The sequence below is a fragment of the Planctomycetota bacterium genome, from assembly GCA_026387035.1.
In the GTDB taxonomy this organism is placed as follows: domain Bacteria; phylum Planctomycetota; class Phycisphaerae; order FEN-1346; family FEN-1346; genus JAPLMM01.
In genome coordinates, this window is the sequence record JAPLMM010000094.1 from 1 (window position 1) to 20,070 (window position 20,070).

Annotated in this window: 18 protein-coding genes; 15 read left to right on the plus strand and 3 right to left on the minus strand. The window is 68.1% G+C overall.

Features of this window, described 5'->3' with window-relative positions; genetic code table 11:
* From NTX40_03285 to NTX40_03335, 11 genes are all read left to right on the plus strand, one after another.
* The coding region (locus tag NTX40_03285) for a UDP-N-acetylmuramoyl-L-alanyl-D-glutamate--2,6-diaminopimelate ligase (GenBank protein ID MCX5648109.1) at positions 1 to 217 on the plus strand (217 nt) is incomplete at its 5' end.
* A 324-nt stretch (positions 218 to 541) separates the two neighbouring features.
* Complete coding sequence (locus tag NTX40_03290) at positions 542 to 1,972, plus strand: UDP-N-acetylmuramoyl-tripeptide--D-alanyl-D-alanine ligase (GenBank protein ID MCX5648110.1); 1,431 nt, start codon at positions 542 to 544, stop codon at positions 1,970 to 1,972.
* Positions 1,973 to 2,120: 148 nt separating this feature from the next.
* Complete coding sequence (gene mraY, locus NTX40_03295) at positions 2,121 to 3,266, plus strand: phospho-N-acetylmuramoyl-pentapeptide-transferase (protein ID MCX5648111.1); 1,146 nt, start codon at positions 2,121 to 2,123, stop codon at positions 3,264 to 3,266.
* 24 nt (positions 3,267 to 3,290) lie between these two features.
* On the plus strand, positions 3,291 to 4,496 hold the full coding sequence (locus NTX40_03300) for a putative peptidoglycan glycosyltransferase FtsW (GenBank protein MCX5648112.1): 1,206 nt from the start codon (positions 3,291 to 3,293) through the stop codon (positions 4,494 to 4,496).
* A 41-nt stretch (positions 4,497 to 4,537) separates the two neighbouring features.
* A complete protein-coding gene (locus tag NTX40_03305) occupies positions 4,538 to 5,698 on the plus strand; it encodes a UDP-N-acetylglucosamine--N-acetylmuramyl-(pentapeptide) pyrophosphoryl-undecaprenol N-acetylglucosamine transferase (protein MCX5648113.1) in 1,161 nt (386 codons plus the stop codon).
* A 165-nt stretch (positions 5,699 to 5,863) separates the two neighbouring features.
* Positions 5,864 to 7,345, plus strand: coding sequence for a UDP-N-acetylmuramate--L-alanine ligase (gene murC / locus NTX40_03310; GenBank protein MCX5648114.1), 1,482 nt, complete (start codon positions 5,864 to 5,866; stop codon positions 7,343 to 7,345).
* Positions 7,342 to 8,043, plus strand: a complete 702-nt coding sequence (locus NTX40_03315; protein MCX5648115.1) for an FAD-binding protein — start codon at positions 7,342 to 7,344, stop codon at positions 8,041 to 8,043. Before murC ends, NTX40_03315 begins: the two co-directional genes overlap by 4 nt.
* Entirely contained in the window at positions 8,021 to 8,245 is a 225-nt protein-coding gene (locus NTX40_03320) for a hypothetical protein (protein MCX5648116.1), read from the plus strand. Before NTX40_03315 ends, NTX40_03320 begins: the two co-directional genes overlap by 23 nt.
* A 17-nt stretch (positions 8,246 to 8,262) precedes the next feature.
* Entirely contained in the window at positions 8,263 to 9,210 is a 948-nt protein-coding gene (locus NTX40_03325) for a D-alanine--D-alanine ligase (GenBank protein ID MCX5648117.1), read from the plus strand.
* Positions 9,211 to 9,283: 73 nt separating this feature from the next.
* A complete protein-coding gene (locus NTX40_03330; protein ID MCX5648118.1) occupies positions 9,284 to 10,213 on the plus strand; it encodes a hypothetical protein in 930 nt (309 codons plus the stop codon).
* 3 nt (positions 10,214 to 10,216) lie between these two features.
* On the plus strand, positions 10,217 to 10,948 hold the full coding sequence (locus NTX40_03335) for a hypothetical protein (protein MCX5648119.1): 732 nt from the start codon (positions 10,217 to 10,219) through the stop codon (positions 10,946 to 10,948).
* Between the two features lie 177 nt (positions 10,949 to 11,125).
* Here the strand turns inward: NTX40_03335 and NTX40_03340 are convergent, their stop codons facing one another.
* A complete protein-coding gene (locus NTX40_03340; GenBank protein MCX5648120.1) occupies positions 11,126 to 12,079 on the minus strand; it encodes a lysophospholipid acyltransferase family protein in 954 nt (317 codons plus the stop codon).
* Positions 12,080 to 12,233: 154 nt separating this feature from the next.
* On the opposite strand from NTX40_03340, the gene queA reads away from it, so the two are divergent.
* Positions 12,234 to 13,301: a tRNA preQ1(34) S-adenosylmethionine ribosyltransferase-isomerase QueA gene (gene queA / locus NTX40_03345; protein ID MCX5648121.1), complete on the plus strand. Its 1,068-nt coding sequence runs from the start codon at positions 12,234 to 12,236 to the stop codon at positions 13,299 to 13,301.
* Between the two features lie 228 nt (positions 13,302 to 13,529).
* Here the strand turns inward: queA and NTX40_03350 are convergent, their stop codons facing one another.
* Positions 13,530 to 14,990, minus strand: coding sequence for a UDPGP type 1 family protein (locus NTX40_03350; protein ID MCX5648122.1), 1,461 nt, complete (start codon positions 14,988 to 14,990; stop codon positions 13,530 to 13,532).
* A 391-nt stretch (positions 14,991 to 15,381) separates the two neighbouring features.
* On the opposite strand from NTX40_03350, the gene NTX40_03355 reads away from it, so the two are divergent.
* The gene (locus NTX40_03355; protein ID MCX5648123.1) at positions 15,382 to 15,684 is read left to right on the plus strand and encodes a hypothetical protein; all 303 of its coding nucleotides are present in this window, start codon (positions 15,382 to 15,384) and stop codon (positions 15,682 to 15,684) included.
* Positions 15,681 to 15,959 (plus strand): hypothetical protein, encoded by a 279-nt coding sequence (locus NTX40_03360; protein ID MCX5648124.1) that lies wholly within the window; start codon positions 15,681 to 15,683, stop codon positions 15,957 to 15,959. The genes NTX40_03355 and NTX40_03360 overlap by 4 nt, the downstream gene beginning before the upstream one ends.
* Positions 15,960 to 16,150: 191 nt before the next feature.
* On the opposite strand, the gene NTX40_03365 is transcribed toward NTX40_03360, so the two are convergent.
* Positions 16,151 to 19,078 (minus strand): hypothetical protein, encoded by a 2,928-nt coding sequence (locus tag NTX40_03365; protein MCX5648125.1) that lies wholly within the window; start codon positions 19,076 to 19,078, stop codon positions 16,151 to 16,153.
* A gap of 624 nt (positions 19,079 to 19,702) precedes the next feature.
* Here NTX40_03365 and NTX40_03370 point away from each other — a divergent pair.
* On the plus strand, positions 19,703 to 20,070 hold a 368-nt coding region (locus tag NTX40_03370; protein MCX5648126.1), incomplete at its 3' end, for a hypothetical protein.

Consider the following 20,070-nt stretch of genomic DNA (forward strand, 5'->3'; position numbering starts at 1 on the left):
TGCGGAGGAGATTTTCAAGGGATTCTCTTCGCCCGCGGCGGCGACGGCGGAACTGGACCGCCGGCGGGCGATCGAACTGGCGATCCGCGAAGCGGCCGAAGGCGACGCCGTCCTCATCGCCGGCAAAGGCCACGAAACGTACCAGGAGTCGCGCGAGGGCGTCAAGCCGTTCGACGACCGCGAGGTCGCGCGCGAAATACTAAGCGGGTTCAGATAAGTTTTGCGCGGTGGGTCTCCGCACCCACCGCGCAAAAGGCGCCCGGCGCGCCGGGGCTCCGATCCCCTCTCCCTTGATGGGAGAGGGGCAGGGGTGAGGGTGGGAAAAAAACGACGAATAATGAATGCCGAACAAGGAACCGCAGAACGGCGAAGGGAAAAGCCAGACCGCCGGCCGTAGTCGGCCGTTGGGCTGTTGCCTCATCCTTCTGCGGTTTGGCATTCCTTGTTCATCATTCGCCGTTTCTTTCCCCCTCACCCTACCCTCTCCCACAAGGGGAGAGGGGGAACAAAGACATGTTGCAACAGAGCAGCGGGGTATGAGATGAAGTTCACGGTGGGCGAAATCGCCGAGGCGACCGGCGGAGAAATTCTGGCCGGGCTTCGCCCCGGCGAAGGGGGGCTACGCCCTGGCGAAGCCGGGTCGGCCGGCGCCCCGGCCAGGCGCATCGTCACGGACACGCGCGCCCTGGCGGCGGGCGAAACGTTCCTTGCGCTTCGCGGCCGGCGGTTCGACGGCCACGCCTTCCTCGAGAAGGCGGTCCGCCGCGGGGCGTCGTGCCTGGTCATCGACCGGCCGGAATCGCTCGACGCGCTGGGCCGGACGGACGCGCGGCTGGGGGCGCTCGCGCGGGCGGCGCGGAGGCGGCTGAAATGCCCCGTCATCGCCATCACGGGTTCCTGCGGCAAGACGACGCTGAAGGAGATGGTGGGGCAGGTGCTCGGCCGGCGCCTGAAAGGCCGGCAGCCGCCGAAAAGTTTCAACAACCTCATCGGCGTGCCGCTCACGCTTCTCGGCGCGGAGGAGGACGACGAGTTTGTGCTTTGCGAGTTCGGCACGAACGCGCCGGGAGAGATTGCGCGGCTGTCGGCGATGGCCGAGCCGACCATCGGAGCGGTGACGCTGGTGGGGTCGGCGCATCTGGAAGGCCTCGGGTCGCTCGAGGGCGTGGCGGCGGAGAAGGGGGCGCTCGTCGAGTCGCTGACGCCGAAGGGCCTGGCGGTCCTGAACGCCGACGATCCGCGTGTGGCGGCCATGGCCGGCCGGTGCCGGGCCCGGGTCGTGACGTTCGGCCGCTGCGAGGGGGCGGACCTGCGGGCGGAGGACCTGATTCAGACGGACCGGAGCATCCAGTTCACGGCTGTCGCGGCCGGGGCGAAGGCGGGCGCGGGCGTCGGGTTCGCCCTCCCCGTGCCGGGGGAGCACCAGGCGCTGCTGGCGTTGGCGGCGGCGGCGGTGGCGCGCGAGGTGGGCGTGCCGTTCGAGGCGACGGCCGAAGCGCTGCGAGACTTTCGCCCGCCGCCCATGCGTCTGGCGGTCGAGGAAGCGGGCGGCGTCCTCGTGGTGAACGACGCGTATAATGCCAATCCGGAGAGCATGCGGGCGGCGCTTCGGCTGCTGGCGCTCTGGCCGGAGCGGCGAAAGGTGTTTTTCTGCGGCGACATGCTGGAACTGGGGGCGCACAGCGCCGCGGCGCACGCGGCCCTCGGGCGCGAGATTGCGGAAGCGGGCGTCCAGCGGCTCGTCTGCGTGGGAACCGAGACGCGGGCGACGGCGCGGGCCGCCGTCGAGGCCGGCCTGGCCGGGGATGCCGTCTCAACCTATGCGAGCGCGGACCTCGCCTCGGCCGATGCGGCGAAGACGGTCGAGCGGGGCGACGTGGTCCTCGTCAAAGGATCGCGGGCGATCGGAATGGAGCGCGTGGTCGAGGCGATCGCCGCCGCGGCCGCGCCGGCCGGAGAACCAGCGAAATGATAGACGGACATCCCACCGGTTGGAAGGCGGTCTTCCACCCCCGCTCGTGGCGCGGGCGGGACTCAAGTGAGCCCTCGGGGGCGGCGGCGAAACTGGGTCAGCGCCGCGGCCGGCCCGAAGGCTCCGTGGGATGCACGGGAGAGGCGAGATGATCTACTGGCTGATCTTCAAGGTCCAGACGGTCGTGGAGTTTTTGCACGCGCACGGCCTGGACCGGTACACGAATGTGTTCCGGTATCAGACATTTCGGATGGCGTTCGCGGTGGTGACGAGTTTCTTTCTGTGCATGGCGTTCGAGTCGCCGGTCATCCGGTTGCTGCGTCGGCTGAAGGTGGGCGGCGCGGTGGACTTCAAGCACGAAGTCGTAGACCGCATGTACGCCTCGAAAGCGGGCACGCCGACGATGGGCGGCCTGCTGATCCTGCCGGCCGTCCTTCTGGCGACCGTCCTCTGGGCCGACATTCAGAACTTCTACGTCTTTCTCGGGCTGGTGACGGTGGTGTGGCTCGGCGTGCTGGGCGGGGTGGACGATTACCTGAAACTCGTCAAGAAGAACCGCGACGGCCTGAGGATGTGGGAGAAACTGGTCTTTCAGATCGCCCTGGCGATGCTCCTGGCGTTCTTCCTGCACCAGGTGGGCAAGGACACGATTCGCCTGCCGGAGAGCGACGAGCGCGGCATCGCGCTGAATCTGCCGTTCTACAAGTTTCCCATTCTGCTCGGGTTCTGGGGGTTCTTCGGCATCGCGATCCTGGTCGTCGCGGGCACGAGCAACGCCGTCAACCTGACGGACGGGATGGACGGCCTGGCGATCGGGAGCATGACGCCTCCCACGGCCGTGTTCCTCGCCATCAGTTACATAGCCGGCCGGGTGGACTACTCGGCGTACCTGTTCGTGCCCTACGTGCCCGGGGTGGGGGAGTTGGCCGTCTTCTGCGGCGCGCTCTTGGGCGCGAGCCTGGGGTTCCTCTGGTACAACTGTTCGCCCGCGCAGGTGTTCATGGGCGACACGGGAAGCCTGGCGCTCGGGGGGGCGATCGGCTACGTGGCCCTGGCGACGCGCCAGGAACTGCTGCTCCTGGTCGCGGGCGGCATCTTTGTTCTGGAGGCCCTCAGCGTCATCGGCCAGGTCGCGTACTTCAAACTCACGGGCGGCAAGCGCATCCTCCTGATGAGCCCCATGCACTTTCATTTTCAATTGAAAGGCTGGACCGAGACGCAGACGGTGGTTCGTTTCTGGTTGCTGGGCGCCATGTTTGCCGCCATGGCGCTCGCGACGCTGAAACTCAGGTGATGGATTCCAGGCGGGAGGCGAACGATGGCCGCAGGCGCACACGCATTGTCCTATGACAATACCGACCGGCCGATCCCCGAGGCCCGGGTCCTCGTCATGGTGGTCCTGGCGCTGATGGCGTTCGGCGTCCTCATGGTCTACAGCGCCAGCCGCTCCGTCGACCCCGGGGGCGGCGGGTCGTACTTCGTACGGCACCTGCTTTTCCTGCCGATTGCGATCGTGGCGATGGCGTTCGGGGCGTGCGTGCCTTACCACTGGCTGAACCGCGGCTGGCTGGCGGCGGCGATCTTCGTCGGCACGGTCGGCCTCCTGGGCCTGGTCCTGCTTTTCGGCGACCCGGTCAACGGAGCCCGGCGCTGGTTTTCGGTCGCCGTGGCGGGGATGCGCGTGAGTTTTCAGCCCTCGGAGTTGGCGAAGGTGGGGCTCGTCATTTTCCTGGCGCACTTCTTCAGCCGACCGAAGGCCGACGCGCGGAGTTTCCCGCGCTCGTTCCTGCCGGCGATGGGGGCGATCGGCCTCGTCGGCGCCCTCATTGTGAAGGAGGACTTCGGCACGGCCGCCCTCGTCGGCTTCGTCGCCTTGCTCCTCTGCCTCATCGCCGGCTGCCGGTGGTGGCATTTTCTGACGGTGCTTCCGTTCGCAGGGCTCGGTTTCTGGCTCACGGTGGTCCGTGTCGAGTACCGGTGGGAACGGCTGATCGCGTTCCTCGATCCCTGGGCCCACCAGGACGGGGCCGGCTGGCACATCACGCAGAGCCTCATGGGGATCGGGCGTGGCGGCTTCTTCGGCGTCGGGATCGGCGCCGGCGTCCAGAAGTTCTACATCCCGGAATGCGAAACCGACTTCATCTTCTCCGTCCTCTGCGAGGAGATGGGCCTGGTGGGGGCGATTCTCGTGCTGGGTCTCTTCGGCGTATTCGTCTGGCGGGCCGGCCGGGCCATCCGCCGGGCGCCCGACCGCTTCGGATTTTTCCTCGCCACCGGGGCCCTGCTGACGATCGGCCTTCAGGCGGTGATGAACATCGGCGTCGCGACCAGCGCGCTGCCCGCCAAGGGCATCGGCCTGCCGTTCATCAGTTACGGCGGCTCGGGGCTGGTGATGATGAGCCTGGCGGCGGGTCTGATCGCGTCGGTCGCGCGCAGCGGCGGATCGCCCGGACGGCCTCTCTGGACGGGCGCCGCGTCCGGTCCGTCGCTCCTCGTTCGCCGGCGCACCTGCTACGGGCGTTAACCAAGGAATCGGCCGGAACGGTATTCCGGGATGCGGGCACGATGCGTGAGAGCGGACGGCGAATCTTCCTGGCGGGCGGCGGGACCGGAGGCCACCTGTACCCGGGCCTCGCGGTGGCCGAGGCGATTCTTCGGCGGCGGCCGGAAACCTCCATCGCCTTTTCCTGCACGCGGGGCGAGATGGACTCCAAAATCCTCCGGGGCAGGGGCCTGCCCGTCACGCCGATCGATTCGCGCCCCTTTCGCCCGCGCTCGCCGTGGTCATGGCCCCGGTTTGTCATCAGCCTGGTCCTCGCGGGAAACCACGCGCGACGCCGCTTCCGCGAATTCTGCCCGGACGTCGTGCTGGGTCTGGGGGGCTACGGCAGTTACGCGCCCGTCCGCGTCGGCCAGAAGTACGGCGCCGCGACGGCCATTCTGAACCCGGACATCATCCCCGGGCGTGCCAATCGCCGACTCGCACGCCGCGCCGACGCCGTCTTCTGCCAGTTCCAGCCGACCCTCGAGGCACTCGGCGATGCCGCGCGGCTTACCGGTTGTCCGGTCCGCGCGAGCGTCCTGGGGCGCGACCGCGCGAAAGCCCTGGCCGGCTTCGGCCTGGACGCCGCCCGCCGGACGCTCCTCGTGACGGGCGCCTCGAGCGGCGCCCAAACCGTGAACCGCAGCCTCGTGGCCCTTCTCAAGGACCGCGGCCTGCCCGAGGGCTGGCAGGTGCTCCACCTGACGGGCGAACTGGACCACGCCCAGGTCGCGGAGGCGTACCGCGGCATCCGGGTTCCCACGGCGGTGCGGGCGTACGAGCACGACATGGGCCTCGCCTACGCCGCCGCCGACCTGGCCGTCGCGCGGGCCGGCGCCTCCACCATCGCCGAACTCCTGGCCGTCGGCCTGCCGGCCGTCTTCATGCCGTATCCCTTTCATCGGGACCAGCACCAGATGCACCAGGCGCGGGCGGTCGAGGCGATGGGCGCGGCCGTGGTTGTCGAGGATCGGCCCGGCGATCCGGCGACGTGGCGGGACCTGGCGGCGGCGCTGGAATCGCTGATGGCCGACGACGGCCGCCGACGCGAACTGGCCGGCCGGGCCCGCGCGGCCGGACGCCCCGAGGCCGCTGACACGGTCGCCGGCGCCCTGCTCGAACTGGCCGATGGCGTCGCCGAACGCCGCCACGCCGGTATCCGCGCCGGCCGCGGAACGAGATGACTAATCCTACAGCGCCGCTTGAGCCTTTGCGCGGTGGGTCTCCCGACCCACCGCGCGATGAAACCGAGTCGGCGCGGCGGGTCGGGAGACCCGCCGCGCACAAGAACGGCCCGGGCGTTGACAGCCGGGCCCGCGAAACGTAAACTCCGCGCGGAGAGCGAAACGATGGCCGAACGGAATCCTTCCCTGCCGACCAAACCCTACGCCGGACGAAAAATCCATTTCGTCGGGATCGGCGGCTGCGGCATGTGCGGCCTGGCGGAGTTCGTCCTCATGGAGGGCGGCGAGGTGTCCGGCTCGGACCGGAAGGAAAGCCCGGCGACGGACCGCCTCCGCCGACTCGGGGCGCAAGTTCACGTCGGCCACGACCGCGCCCACGTGCCGGCCGGCGCCGAACGCGTCGTCTCGAGCGCCGCCGTACCCCCCGATAACCCCGAACTGGCGGAGGCCCGGAGCCGCGGAATCCCCGTCGAAAAGTACGCGCGGTTTCTCGGCCGGCTGATGGAACTGCGTCGCGGCATCGCCGTCGCCGGGACGCACGGCAAGAGCACGACGACCGCGATGACCGGCTTCGTCCTGCGCGAGGCCGGTCTGGACCCGAGTTTCGTCATCGGGGCCGACGTGCCTCAACTCTGCGCAGCATCCTGCGGAGGCGGCGGCTCCCACGCCGGAACCGGGCCGCACCTCGTGGTCGAGGCGTGCGAATTCAACCGGTCGTTCCTCGCCCTCGCGCCCCAGGCGGCCTGCATCCTCAACGTCGAGGAGGATCACCTGGACTATTACCGCGACCTGGCGGAGATCCGCGAGGCCTTCGCCGACTTCGCCTCGCGCGTCTCGCCCGGCGGGCGGCTCGTCGTGACCGGCACGGACCTGGCGTTTTCCCAATTGACCGAGAGCGCCCGGGCGACCGTCGAGACCTTCGGCATCGGCGGCCAGTGGAACTGGCGGGCCGAAAACCTCGAAGCCGACCGCGGACGATTCGCCTTCGACGTCTATCGCGGCAGGGACCTCTACGGCTCCGTCCGGCTCCGGATTCCGGGGCAGCACCACGTGCTGAACGCCCTGGCGGCCGTCGCCCTCTGCCATTGGGCGGGGGCGCCCGCGCCGGCCGTCGTCCAGGCCCTTGGGGCCTTCGAGGGCGCCAGGCGGCGAACCGAGGTCCTGGGCGAGGCGGCCGGCGTCACCGTCGTGGACGACTACGCCCACCACCCGACCGAGATTATGGCGACGCTGCGGGCGGTTCGGCAGCGCTTCGAGCCGAAACGCCTCTGGGTCGTCTTCCAGCCCCACCAGTACAGCCGGACGCGGTTTCTCCTGAAAGATTTTGCGCGGGCCCTCGTCCTGGCCGATAAGGTCATTGTGCCGGACATCTACTTCGTCCGGGACAGCGAACTCGAGCGCCAGGCCGTCCGCAGCCAGGACCTGGTCGGGGAGATCCAGGGACTCGGGGCCGACGCCCTCTACATGGAATCCTTCGATTCGATTCGGCGGTACCTCGTCGAGAGTCTCGCCGCCGGCGACGTCCTGACGGTCATGGGGGCCGGCGACGTCTGGCGGCTGGGCGCGCCGCTCCTGGCGGACCTGGAGCGGGGTTCGGCTCCGACGCGCCGCGAGCCGACCCGCCGGGCCAACCGAGAGGGCACATGATGGATATCTTCAAAGGGCTCGAGCCAATCGTCCAGCGGGATTTTCCCCTCGGCGAAATGACGACGTTCGGCGTAGGCGGGCCGGCCGAGCACTTCGCCCGCCCTCGCAACGAGAAAGAACTGCACGACCTGCTCGTGCAATGCGAGAAGCACGGCCTGGAGGTCCGCGCCATCGGCCGAGGGTCCAACATCCTTGTCCTGGACGAAGGCGTGCCGGGCGTCGTCGTTCAACTGGACCGCGACGGCTTCGGCCAGATCGCCATTCAGGACGACCTCGTCTGCGCCGGCGCCGCCGCCCTCATCCAGAAAGTGGTTCACGAGGCGGCACGGGCGCACCTCTCGGGGATTGAGTGCCTGGTTGGCATTCCGGGCACGGTCGGCGGCGCGGTGCGGATGAACGCGGGCGGCATCTTCGGCGACATCGGCCGAAGCGTCGAACGCGTCAAGGTCACCGACGTCCACGGCGAAACGTTCTACCGCGAGCGGGAGGACCTCGAGTTCGCCTATCGCTGGAGCAACATTTCCGCACGGTTCATCCTCGAGGCGGAGTTGCGCCTCATGCCGGACAGCCCGCGCGCGATCCTCGCCCGGATGAAAAAAATCTGGATGGCCAAACGCAACACCCAGCCCACCAGCGCCTCGAGCGCCGGCTGTACGTTCAAGAATCCCCCGCGGCATGGCCGCCGGCGCGCTCATTGACCAGGCGGGCCTGAAAGGCGAGTCCGTCGCCGGCGCCGTCGTCTCCCACAAGCACGCCAACTACATCATCGTCAAGGACCCCGCGAAGACGAAAGCCGCCGACATCTGGGCCCTCATCCAGAAGGTCCGCACGACCGTCAGGGAACGCATGGGCGTGGACCTGGAATTGGAGATTGAAGTTTGGCCGAAGCCGCCGCTGTGAAGGAGGCCCGGATCCAGATGAGACTTAGGCCGGGGACGCTGACCATCGGCGTCCTGATGGGCGGGTGTTCGCGCGAACGGGCCGTCAGCCTCGAGAGCGGCCGGATGGTGGCCGAAGCGCTCCAGGGCCTCGGCCACGACGTCCGACCCTGCGACGTCCGGCCGGGCGACCTTACGCCGGACTTCGTCCGGGGCATTGGCGTCGCTTTCCTTGCGCTCCACGGCGAATGGGGCGAAGACGGCGGGATCCAGGAGGAACTGGAACGTCTCGGCGTCTGCTACACGGGCAGCGGGCCCGAGGCGAGCCGCCTGGCGATGGACAAGACGGCCGCCAAGCAGCGGTTCACCGAGGCCGGCGTGCCGACGCCCGCGTTTCGCCAGGCGGCGCCCGGCGACGAGGCATCCTTGCGCGAGGCGTTCGACGCGCTCGGCCCGGCGCTGGTCGTCAAGCCCGTTGCTGATGGGTCGAGCATCGACGTGGCGATGTGCGATTCGCTCGCGTCGGTGCGACGGGCCGCGCAGCCGGTCTGGGCCCGGGGCGAAAAGGCGCTCCTCGAGCGCCGCATCGTCGGGCGCGAACTGACCGTCGGCATCGTGGGGCGCGACGCCCTGCCGGTCATCGAAATCCGCGTGCCGAAAGGATGGTACGACTACCAGGCCAAGTACGTGTCGGACGACACCCAGTACGTTTTCGATCACGGTTTGCCGGCGGAGACGGAGGCGCGGGTCGTCGAGGTGGCGCTGGCCGCCCACGCCGCGCTCGGTTGCCGGGACCTTTCGCGCGTGGACCTGATTTTGCCGCCCGGCGGCGAGCCCCAGGTCCTCGAGGTCAACACGATTCCCGGCTTCACCGCGCACAGCCTGGTGCCGAAAGCGGCGGCGCGGGCGGGCCTCGCGTTCGGCCGGCTGTGCGAGCGCGTGGTAGCCCTGGCGTGCGAGCGGTGCCGGACGGCGCCGAAAACGTAGACTTCGCGCGTCGTCACGTTTAGCCGCGAGCCGAAGGCGAGCGCGGTGTTCGGTAACAAATAGGAGAGCGAGCGTGGCCCAACGCAGGAAAACGCAATACGGACGGCTCCCGAGCGGCGGGGGTGTCGGGCGGGCCATCCTCAAGAGCCTGCTGGCCGCCGCCGCGGCGGCGACCGTTTGCGGCGCCGTCGGCTACGGCTTTATGCGGATGGGCGAAACCGTCCGCGCGGCCCCGGAGTACCAGGTGTCGCGCGAGAGCCTGCGCCTCGTGGCCGGCCCGGAATGGATGACGCCCGCCATCCTCGCGGAACTCGACGTGACGCGGGAGTTGCCCGAGCGCTTCAGCCTGCTCGACCCGACGATCGCGGCGCGCGTGGCGCGGGCCTACGAGCGGTGCGTGTGGGTCGAGCGCGTGGAATCGGTGGTGAAGCGCGACCCGCGCGTGACCGGTAAGGGTCCGCCGCTGGAGGTGCGTCTGAAGTTTCGCCGGCCGGTCGCGTTTGTGCAGGTCAGCGGCCGCGACGGCTTTTACCTGGTGGACGGCCGGGCGGTCCGCCTGCCGGGCGTTTATCGCGAGCCGAAGTTGGGCGAGGTGCGGCTGCTGGTCATCATGGGCTGCCGCGAATCGCCGCCGGAGCCTGGCCGCCTCTGGGCGACGCCCGCGCTCGAATCGGGCGTCCGGGTGGCGGATGCGGTGCAATCGCGCCGCGAGAAGTTCGGCCTGACGACGGTGGACGTTTCAAACTTCGGCGGCCGGCGCGACACCCGCGACACCGAAATCGCGCTCTACACGGAAAACCACACGCAGATTAAGTGGGGCAAGGCGCCGACGCCCGAAGCCGAACGCCTCCAGGAAAAGTCGCCGGCCGAAAAAGTCGGATACCTCGATTTCGTGTACGACCGCCTCGAAGGGCGCATCGACGGCGTGCTGTCCTACATCGACATTCCGAACGAGGCGATCGGACGCCGTTCGACCGCGGACAGCAACCGCCTGCGGAGTTGACCGATGGCTGAGCGGCCTGCCACCGCGCCGCGCCCCAGCGACGGCCCGGCGCCCGTTCGCCGAAACCCCTCGCGGGTCCTCCTCCCCTTCGCCTGGTGCCTTTGGCTGCTGGTGTTCCTGGCCCCTGCGCTCCTGGTCGCGCCGCGCGTTGACGTGCGGCCTTTCTGGTTGACGGCCGGGGCCGCCCCCGCGGCGCTCCTGGCGGCGGCCGCATTCTTCGTGACGGCGGTTTGGCCCTTCTGGTCCGCGCTGGCGGCCCCTTCGGCCGGCCTCTCGGCCCGGGCGGTTGCCCTCAGCCTCCTGGAACTCGTGATGCTTTTTGCCTTGGCCGTCCCGTTCGCGCTGGTGGCGTGGTCGGTCGGCGCGTGGGCGCCGTCGGCGGGTCCGCTGGCGGCCGCAATCGGCACGCTCTCGGTTCTCGGCCTGGGGATTCGGGCGGCGTACCTGGGGATGGGCCCGGTCGGCGGGTGCTGGCTGATCGCGGCCGCGATCCTCGCCTGTGCCGGGCCTTTGATGATCGCTTACGCCGCAGGCGAGACGCTCAATATGGATTTCCCACGCCTGCTGGAGATTAGTCCTGTGGCCAGCGCGATGCGGCTCGGGGTGGACGGCTGGCCGGAGGGGACGTGGCCGATTTTCGCCGGCCTCATCCTCTGGCCGGCGGCGGGCGTAGTTCTCCTGCTCGGAGGCATTTCGGAGTCCCGCCAGCGCCGCCTCCGCGGCGAAGCGCCGTAGTGGCACTTCGCCATCCTTTTTGCCCTCGGATCGCGGGTGAGCACGGGGCGTAATTGCCGGTACCACGGCGCCCCCGGTGTATTCACCGGGGGCTAAATAAAAGGCACATGGCGCGCATCGTTATTTTTATTTAGCCCGGCGTGATTACACGCCGGGCGCCGTGGCCGGGAGGCGTGATTACACGCCGGGCGCCGTTTGCGCCGGAGCGCCTGCCGCCTTGCGTTCCTCCGGCGGGCGCGTCTTCCATCGGCGATGGACCCAGAGGTACTGGTCCGGCGCCATCCGCACGAGGCGCTCGAGGGCCGACGTGAACCGCTGCGTGATCGCCATCGCGCCGTCCACGCCTTTCTCGTACTCGGCCGGGTCGATGATGTCGGTGACGACCCCGTGGTAGTGGAACCGCGGGCCCGTGCGGTACGCGCCGCCGACGACGATCGGCGCCCCCGACTCGAGCGCCAGGTACGCGATGCTCTTGTAGACGGACGCCTTGCGGCCGAAGTATTCGACGAAGAAGCCTCGCCGGCCGGCGTCCTGGTCGGCGGGGAACGCCAGGCGCGTCCCGGCCTCGAGGTGCTCGAACGCCTCGGGCGTCATGCCGTACTTCGAGAGGATCCGCTGGCCCGAGAACTCGCGGATCTTTTTCACGTGGCGGTCCAGGTAGGGATTGTCGAGCGGCCGGCCGACGGAGGTCGTGGGGAACCCCATGGCGGCCATTCCGTAGGCGCTCATCTCCCAGTTGCCGAAGTGGCCGCCCACGATGAGGCACGGCCGGTTCGAGGACACCAGGTCGATAAACCGGTCGAGGTTCAACCCGAGTTCGATATGGCGGAAGTAACTGTTGAACTGCATGAGGCGCGTGAGGCAGAGGAACTCGACGCCGACCATAATCATGTGCTCGAAGGATCGGCGGGCCATGCGGCGGATGGCCCGCGGACTCGCGCCGGGGAAACTGGCGCGCAGGTTTTCGATGGCGACCTGTCGGTGGCGGCGGTCCACCAGGTACAAGAGGCGGCCGACCCATCGGGCCGTCGCCAGGTTCGCGTCGATGGGAAAACACTGCAAGAGCATCTCGACGACGCGGAGGGCGGCGTACTGGCCCGCCCAGACGAGTTGCTGACGCAGGTAAGCCACCGTCTCCCCTTGCCGGGCTATTACGAGCCGCGCGGCATTCCCGACCGGCCGCGATTGTAGGCCCTCGGCCGAGGGGGTGTCAAGCAAGGGCCTCTCCCGTTGCAGCCGGGGTGCCTCGGCTCTACAATCGGTCGCGTCCGTTCAGGAGCCCCGTGTGGCCGGCGAAGAAGCGAACCTTTCGGATTTCGATTACGATTTGCCGACCGACCGCATCGCACAGGAACCCGCCCGGCCGCGCGACGCGGCTCGCCTGCTCGTCCTGGACCGCCGGACGGGCGAGGTCTCGCACCGGCGTTTCGGCGAACTCTCGGACCTTCTGCGGCCGGACGACCTGGTGGTTCTGAATGAGGCGCGGGTGATCCCGGCGGCGTTCACCGCCCGCCGCTCCAGCGGCGCCCGCATCGAGGGTTGTTTCCTGCGGGCCCTGGAAGGCGGCGAGTGGGAAGTGCTCCTCGCGGGCCGGGGCCGTCTCCGACTGCGCGAGACGCTCGGCCTCGTCGATGCCGCCGGCGACGTGCGGGCCGAGGTCGAACTCACGGAGCAGGGCGGGGGCGGCGTCTGGCGCGTCCGGCCGCGGGGCGACGTGGAGGCCCTCGTGCTCCTGGAGGCGATCGGTCGGCCGCCCCTGCCGCCCTACATCCGCCGCTCCGGGCCGGATGATCCGCGGCTGCGGCTGGATCGGGCGGACTACCAGACCGTCTATGCTCGCCGCGATGGGGCCGTCGCCGCCCCGACCGCGGGCCTCCACTTCACGCCGGCAGTCCTCGTGCGTCTGGCGGAGCGGGGCATCGAATCCGCGCGCGTGACGCTCGACGTGGGCCTCGGCACGTTTCAGCCCATCCGCGCGCTTCGGCTGGCGGAGCACCGGATGCACGAGGAACATTTTGAGATTTCGGCGGAGTCGGCCGGGGCGATCAACCGCGCCCGGGCCGAGGGTCGGCGCGTCGTCGCCGTCGGCACGACGACGGTCCGGGCGCTGGAGTCGGCGGCGGAAGGCGGGGGCGTCCGCGAGGCCCGAGAGCGGACTCGCCTCTTCATCTACCCGCCCTATCGGTTCCGCGTCGTGGACGCGCTCGTGACGAACTTTCACCTGCCGCGCACGACGCTCCTGGCGCTTGTTTGCGCGTTCGCCGGCCGCGAACACGTCCTGGCGGCTTACGCGGAGGCGATACGCGCCGGCTACCGGTTTTACAGTTATGGCGATGCAATGTTGATTCTTTAGGACTGGTTTCACAACCTCTTTTCGTGCGCGGTGGGTCTCCTGACCCACCGCGTTTTCCTTGGGGTGGCGGGTCGGGAGACCCGCCACCCTTAAATTATGAAACCAGTTTGTAGCGCGGGGCCTTGTGCCCCGCGATCTTTGTGCGCGGGGGATGAACCCCCGCGCTACAGAAGTGGCGGAAGTGCTGGGTTGTCATTGGGTAAACGCTCTAAGGTTGGCGTACGGCCATCAAGCGTCGTGGGGGCCGAGGTAAAGGGGGCTGCGGACGGCGTTGAGTCGGCGTCGGCGCACCAGGTCGCGCAGTTCTTCGGCCGTGCGGGCGGCCAGGGGGCTGATCTCGACGGGGAACTTCGGCTCGCCGTCCGGTCCGCGGGGAATCGGAACGCCGGCCGATTCAAGGTCGGCGGCGGCGGCGCCGACCATGTCGCGGCAGGCGGTGGCGGGGCTGTCCTCGCCATCGGCGTTCTTGACGGGGCTGAACTCGCGCGAGCGGTCGATCTCGAGGACCAGAGGGTTCTTGGCCCTGGGCAGGGCGTCGAAGATGAACATCTCGAACTTGATGCCGTTCGGTTGGCCGGGCGTATGCGGCCTGCCGCTCGCGTCCACATACGGGATTTTTTTCCGGGCGCGGTGGAAGGGGAGGGCGAACTCGGCCGACGCGGTCAGCCGCTCGACGAACGGCCGCGCGAGGATGTGGATGGCGATGCTGCCGGCTTCGTAGCGCAACCGGCCGTCGGGCTGGCGTGCCTCGGCCAGTTCGTCGGGCATGTCGCTGTACTCGACGACGACGAGACGTCCGCCGCTCAGGCAGAAGTGGCCCAGTTTTTCGTGGGCGTCGCGTTTGCCGGCCATTTTGCTGGACATTTCGCTCCCGGCGTCGGCGTGGAACCCCAGGAAGACGGGGTCGAGCGGCGGCACGAGGGGGTTATCGACCTGGAAGTAACTGATGTGCTCGATGCCGCGGTCCGCCATGTCCTGGAGCATGCCGGTCCGCGCGAGGGCCCGCAGCGTTCCGCCGTGCCCGTCGGGGTTCCAGGCCAGGCGGTCGCGGTCCGCCAGGAGGAGTTTGCCGGCGAAATCGACGGCGGGCATCATCCCCTGGACGAAGAACCGGACGTCGCCCCGGGGCAGGTTGAAGTAGTTGTGGGCCTCGAAGAAATCCCGCGTCTCGCGGTCGTTGGCGCGGCTGGTCATGATGTACCAGGGGATCGGGGCGCCGCTGGCCCGGCGGGCGGAGAGAATGGACTCCGCGAAAATCTGGAACAGCGTCCGCCCCGACACCGGCCCGATCGGAAAGGCCCCCTTCGGGCCCTCGTATCCGAGGCGCGTCCCCTGGCCGCCCGCCACGGTGAGTGCGGCCGCGCGGCCGGAGGCCAGGATCGTTTCGCCGAGGTCGCGCATCTCGCGGTGTCGGCGCCGGTCGGCTTCGCTCGCCGGAAGGGGGACAAAGGGCGCGGGCTGGAGGTCTTTCGGCAACTCGAGGCCGCGGCTTCCTTCGAGGAGTTCGCGGACGAGTCGCCCGACTTCCTCGAAGTCCACCTCGGCGAGTTCCGCGAGCAGGCGCCGTCGGCCGCCGGCATCGAGGTCGTCCCAGAACCGCAGGACGTGTTCCTGGCCGGCGTCGGCGACCCTTCGGCGAATGGCCGACTCGTCGGGCGCCGCGGGGCCTCGGGAAGCAGGGGTCGGCACAGCGTTCCTTTCCTGCTGGACGGGTCCGCTGGAATCGCTATCTAGGCTCTGTCTGATAAATCCAGAATGTTCTCGGGTGGCGGCCTTTCTAGGCCGCCACCGCCTTCCGTGCCATACGCGGTGGCCTGGGAAGTTTACCCGCCGGGGCGGGGCCACCGCGCGATTTATCAGACACTAGAGCCTAGCACACCCGCCGGCCGGGGACAAGCGTTTTGGTTCCCGTCTGCTATCCGCCGTGTCTGCTATCCGCCGGCGATGTCCCAGGCCGGCCCCCCCAGGAATTTCCTGACACATCCGATTTTTTCCTTGATATCATTCGGGCAGGTCGGGTATGCTCTGATGGCAATCAATGGAGAGGAGAAGTAGTACCTTTCAATAAGGGGGGGGTGGGGTGGGTCAGGCGGTTCATCGCTGGTCCGGCTCGGGCTGGGTGCTTGTCATCTCTCTCGCGGTGTTCCCTTTTCTGGCCACGGTGCAAGGTCCGGCTGCGCGCGGCTCAAGTCCTTCGCCCCTCGAGTCGCAGACCCGTCGCCAGGCGATCCGTCAAGCGGTCGAGCAGTGCGCGGCGCTCGTCGAGAAGGGCGACCATCGCAAAGACGTGCCGATGCTCGCGGAGTTGCGTCGGGCGCTCGCGAAGCAGGCCAAGGGCGAGGACGATTCGGCTCGCGCGGCTCGGTGCGGGCCGGCCTGGTGAAGCGCGCGGAGGACTGGGAGTGGTCGAGTGCGGCCGTGCGCGAGGGCAAGGCGTGGCCGCCGTGGCTTCTGGATGGCCCGGTGGCGCTACCGCGCCCCTGGCGGCGGTGGGTGAACGATCCGTTGACCGAGCGGGAGTTGGCAGGTGTGCGGCGGAGCGTGGTTCGGGGAACGCCGTGGGGCGAGGAGTCCTGGGCGCGGGTGACGGCGCGGCGGCTGGGCCTGGAATTCACGCTCCACCCCCGTGGCCGACCTCGCAAGGAGGCGAAAAACTAGAATGTCCCCTTTTTGTCCCCCCTTTTTGTCCGACTCGGTGGTTTATCTTTTCATCCGCTCGGCGAGTCGCTACCAGTTCCGGCCCGACGTCTGAGGCTATGCGATCCTCGGTTTTCGCGTGGTGCTGGCGCCGGAGGTGGGAGCAAAGAAGGAGTAAAGGAGCCTCCATACAACACGTGTAACCGGCTGTTCTACTTCCCGGCCAGCGGCAGCGGCCGGAAGTCCGGGTCGTCCTTCCACTTCAGGTTCTTCTTGCCCTCATGGGTACCGTAGTACGGGGTGTTGGCGTCGATCCAGGTGACGATCTTGATGAACTCCTCGCGAGTGAGATTCGCTTTGCAGGGCGCCTCGCGAATCCGCTCGACCAACCGGCTCCGGTGCGACCCGAACGTGAGCGGCTGCTCGGGCGCGACGCAGGCGGCGCCGGTCCCGTCGTTGAGGTAGCTGACCAACCCTTTCTTGATGAAGTTCTCGTAGGAGCGGTCATAGAGCGTGGTCAGCTCACCGGAAAGGTCCAACTCGCCGCGGGGCTCTTTACCGCCGTGGCAGCCGACGCAGTGCTTGTCCAGAATCGGGCGAATGTCCAGGGCGTAGTGCACGGAGCGAGGGCCTGTGTCGCCGGGCTGAGGGCGGAGCGTCTCGGTTGGGCTGTTCAAGGCCATCGGTCGGCCGGCTTGCAGCGGTGGAGCCGAGGTGCGGTGCTCGTGGCACCCGATGCAGGATCTCGTCTCGCCCGGCATCAAGTTCACGAACGTCCGCATCCGCTGCAATTCCATGTAGTTCTCATCCAGCGCCTGGAAGAAAAGGTTCTTCTCGGCCGGCACGGTAAAGTGGGCGGATCCGTCTTCGTGGACCGTGGCGATCCCGTGGGTCTTCTTGAGGTTGACGTCGCACTGAAGGCTCACCGCCGATGCCTGCAAGCCCGCGCCGTCGCCCTGCTGACCCGACCGCCACCCGTCATCCCAGGACACGCCGATGGCTTCCATCACCCGCAAGTACTTGACCTTTCCGCGCTGGATCCCCGTCATCCCCTGGTACACGTCCTGCATGAACAGCGTGCCCATCGCCTCTTTTCCCGTCTCGCTCTGCCAGGCGAGGCGTGGAATCACCGTGGGCTTGCGGCGCGGCCGCAGGGGGGTAGGCTGGAAGCAGGAGATGTTCGGGTCCCGGTAGAGTTCGACGCGATTGCCCCACGCATCCAACACGTAGATCCCGTAACCCGTTGCGTGGTCGCGGGGAGGGAGATTGTACGAGACGAGGAAGCACTTCTCCGACAGCGGATAGGGCTCTTTGAAGTAGCCGAACCTCCCTCCGCTTGGATGAGGGCTCATGCCCGGATAGTCCAATTCGGGCGTAAGGTTGGTCATCCCCGCTGGCGTGTGTCGGTTGATGCTGTTGTCGACCAGCACGACGGGGCCGACCGACAGCCCGCAGTGCGGCGCGCCAATCGACACGATCCGACTGCTTCCGGGTATGCTGCGCGCATCGATCAGCCCGGCCGGCAAGACGAGGTCGCTCTTGTACACGTGGGCCGAATGGCTGCCGTCGGGATGCATCGACCAGAGGCTCTGCACGTTGCCGAAGCCCTTGTCGACGTACTCCCACCTCGTGTAGATCACCCGGCCGTCGTCCATCACGCTGGGGGCCATCTCGTTGACCGGTCCCTCCGAGAGACAGCGGACGTTCCCGCCGTCGGCATCCATCACGTGCAAAGATGTAACGGTGGCGGGGAAACAGAAGACACTCCGCTGCGACCGCGTGGACGCGAACATGATCTGGTCGTTGGGCAGATAGATCGGATCGCAGTCCTCGAAGCGGTAGTTGTCCCCGTAGCGCTTCCTGAGGGGCGACTCATCCGACGTGTCTAAAGTCAGTTGGCGCAGGCCCGTGCCGTCGATGCCGATCTCGTAGATACGGTAGCCGTGGTCTTTCGACTTCTTGTAGGCGAAGACCACCTTCTTCGCGTCGAAGGACAGGTCGAAGCGGCCGAACAGCCCGCCAGCCAGTTCCGGCACGAGCGTGGTGACCTTGCCGTCTGGAGCCATCGGTGAGAGGATGCAGAGATTGCCGCCCATCGTCCAACTGCCGTCACAATGGTCGCTGTAGATGTGGCTGGACGAGTAGGTCATCCGCTTGACGAACAGCAGCCTGTCGAAGTCCAGCAGCGGATGGGCCAGCATGGCCTCGCGCCGCAGCGACGCCAACGCGTCCTCGATCTCCTGCCTCTGCTCCTGCGTGCCGCCCCGGGCCGCCGTCTGTCTCTTCTCCAGCGAGTCCAGTTGCTTGAGATACTGCGGTCCGTCGGGGTATCGCGGGCCGAATTCCGCGATCATATTTTCAATGGCCAGCCGCAACGTCGCGATGTTCACACTCCCCGGCGGCAGAAAGGCCGTCCGATAGGCGGGCGGGAGCCTGGCGATCTTGTCGCTGAACTCAGCCGGCTCCGAACCCGGTTCGTGGCGCGTCTTCTCCGCCCCTTGGCTCTGCGGAAGCCACAAGGCCGAACCGGTCGGCGTCCAGTCTTTCGGAAAGGCGATCGGCGACTCCAGCCGCAACGTGAGCACGTTAGGACCCGGGCCGTTGCGCGTGAGCGTGAGGGTGTGCCGGCCTTTGGTGAGCGGCAACTTGGCAGCCTCCTCCCACTGCGCGCCGTAGCGGTCCCACGTGCTCTCTGGGGGGACGTAGTACGGATTCTTCGTGAAATACGGGTGCGGCTGCGCCGCGCGGGTTACCCTCGTGCAGCACGTGGCCGCTTCCCGCCCATCGAGCCGAAGTTCCAGCGGCCGCGGCTCGGTGGCCACGTAGCGAATGTGAAGCGTGTAGGTCGCGTCGACCGGGAAGTCGACGTCATATTCGACCACCCAGGGCGCCTGGCCCCCGTCGCCGGCCACGAGTTCGAGATAGGTGTCTCGATAATCGGCGTAAATGTACGGGTTCGCGCAGACCTTGGCGTTGCCGCGATCGAAGGTCCAGGCGGGAATCTCGAACGAGCCGGCCGGTTTCGGATTCTCGGCCCCAACCGCCGGGAACGCGATGCCCCAAACCGCAAAACACGCCGCCGCGAACGCCATGACCTTCAGCGGCCGACATCGCCGGAGCAGGTACGGTTCGATCCTCATTGCAGGCCCTTTCCTCAGCACACGACGTTAGGTCTCATTGTACCCGGGATTTCTCAAATAGTCAAACCCACGCCACTGCGGAACCTACCGGTAATTCTATCACACCCTCGGAGGTCCCGAGTCCTTCCTCTGAACGTTGAACGTTGAGCGTTCCATGTTGAGCGTTCGCCGTTTCTCGCCGTGGGCCGCCTGCCACGCCGACTTGTCCGCCAAAGCCCGCAGGGCGACGGTGGAAGTTTACCCGCCGTGTCCCTGTTCCCTTTGGACCCCTTTGGGGGCGGGCCTCCGGCGACTTGTCCGGCGAAGCCCAAAGGGCGAAGTCGGAAGGCGGAAGTCCCGCCGTGCCTGCGTGCCACGGCCGGTCTTGTCCCTGTTTGCCTTTGGACCCCGGTGGGGCCCGGCCGTGCTCCCCCCCGCACCGCCTGCCCCGACCCCCGGGGTTTAGCCGTCGGCGGCACGCCGAAGGTGATATCCCCGCCCCCCGCCCGGCGACGCCCCCCCCAGGAATTTCCTGGGTAACACATCCCGATTATTTCCTTGACATCATTCGGGCAGGTCGGGTATGCTCCGATTCGTAAGCAAAGACAGGAGAAGAAGCAACACGTCAGGATAAGGGGGGCGGCAGTGGCTCAAACGCTTCGCCGCTGGTCAGGCTGGCGCTGGGCGATTATCATCTCTCTGGTGGTGTTCTCTTGCGCGGTCGCGGTAGGTCTTTCGCCTGCGCGCGGCCAGGGGAACCCGGCTGCCAAGCGGCGCGCTCCCGCGCCGCCTTCCCCCGAGGAGACCACGCTCCGATCCCGTGCGATCCGCGAGGCGGTCGAGCAGTGCGCCGCCCTGGTCGAGGCGGGGGACCATCGCCGGGCCGTGCCGATGCTGGCGGACCTGCGGCGTGCCCTGGAGAAGCAGGCGCAAGGCAAGGACGATTCGGCCCGCGCGGCCGCACGCGAGTTGCCGCGAGTGGACGCGCTCGTTGCCCGAGTCGCGCTGGACTC

Excerpts from the sequence above, each read along its gene's own strand:
- NTX40_03335 (MCX5648119.1), top strand. The coding sequence starts at position 10,217 with ATGGCTGAGCGGCCTGCCACCGCGCCGCGCCCCAGCGACGGCCCGGCG.
- NTX40_03365 (MCX5648125.1), bottom strand. The coding sequence starts at position 19,078 with ATGAGGATCGAACCGTACCTGCTCCGGCGATGTCGGCCGCTGAAGGTC.
- NTX40_03320 (MCX5648116.1), top strand. The coding sequence starts at position 8,021 with ATGGCCGCCGGCGCGCTCATTGACCAGGCGGGCCTGAAAGGCGAGTCC.
- NTX40_03290 (MCX5648110.1), top strand. The coding sequence starts at position 542 with ATGAAGTTCACGGTGGGCGAAATCGCCGAGGCGACCGGCGGAGAAATT.
- NTX40_03315 (MCX5648115.1), top strand. The coding sequence starts at position 7,342 with ATGATGGATATCTTCAAAGGGCTCGAGCCAATCGTCCAGCGGGATTTT.
- murC (MCX5648114.1), top strand. The coding sequence starts at position 5,864 with ATGGCCGAACGGAATCCTTCCCTGCCGACCAAACCCTACGCCGGACGA.
- mraY (MCX5648111.1), top strand. The coding sequence starts at position 2,121 with ATGATCTACTGGCTGATCTTCAAGGTCCAGACGGTCGTGGAGTTTTTG.
- NTX40_03325 (MCX5648117.1), top strand. The coding sequence starts at position 8,263 with ATGAGACTTAGGCCGGGGACGCTGACCATCGGCGTCCTGATGGGCGGG.
- NTX40_03305 (MCX5648113.1), top strand. The coding sequence starts at position 4,538 with ATGCGTGAGAGCGGACGGCGAATCTTCCTGGCGGGCGGCGGGACCGGA.
- NTX40_03300 (MCX5648112.1), top strand. The coding sequence starts at position 3,291 with ATGGCCGCAGGCGCACACGCATTGTCCTATGACAATACCGACCGGCCG.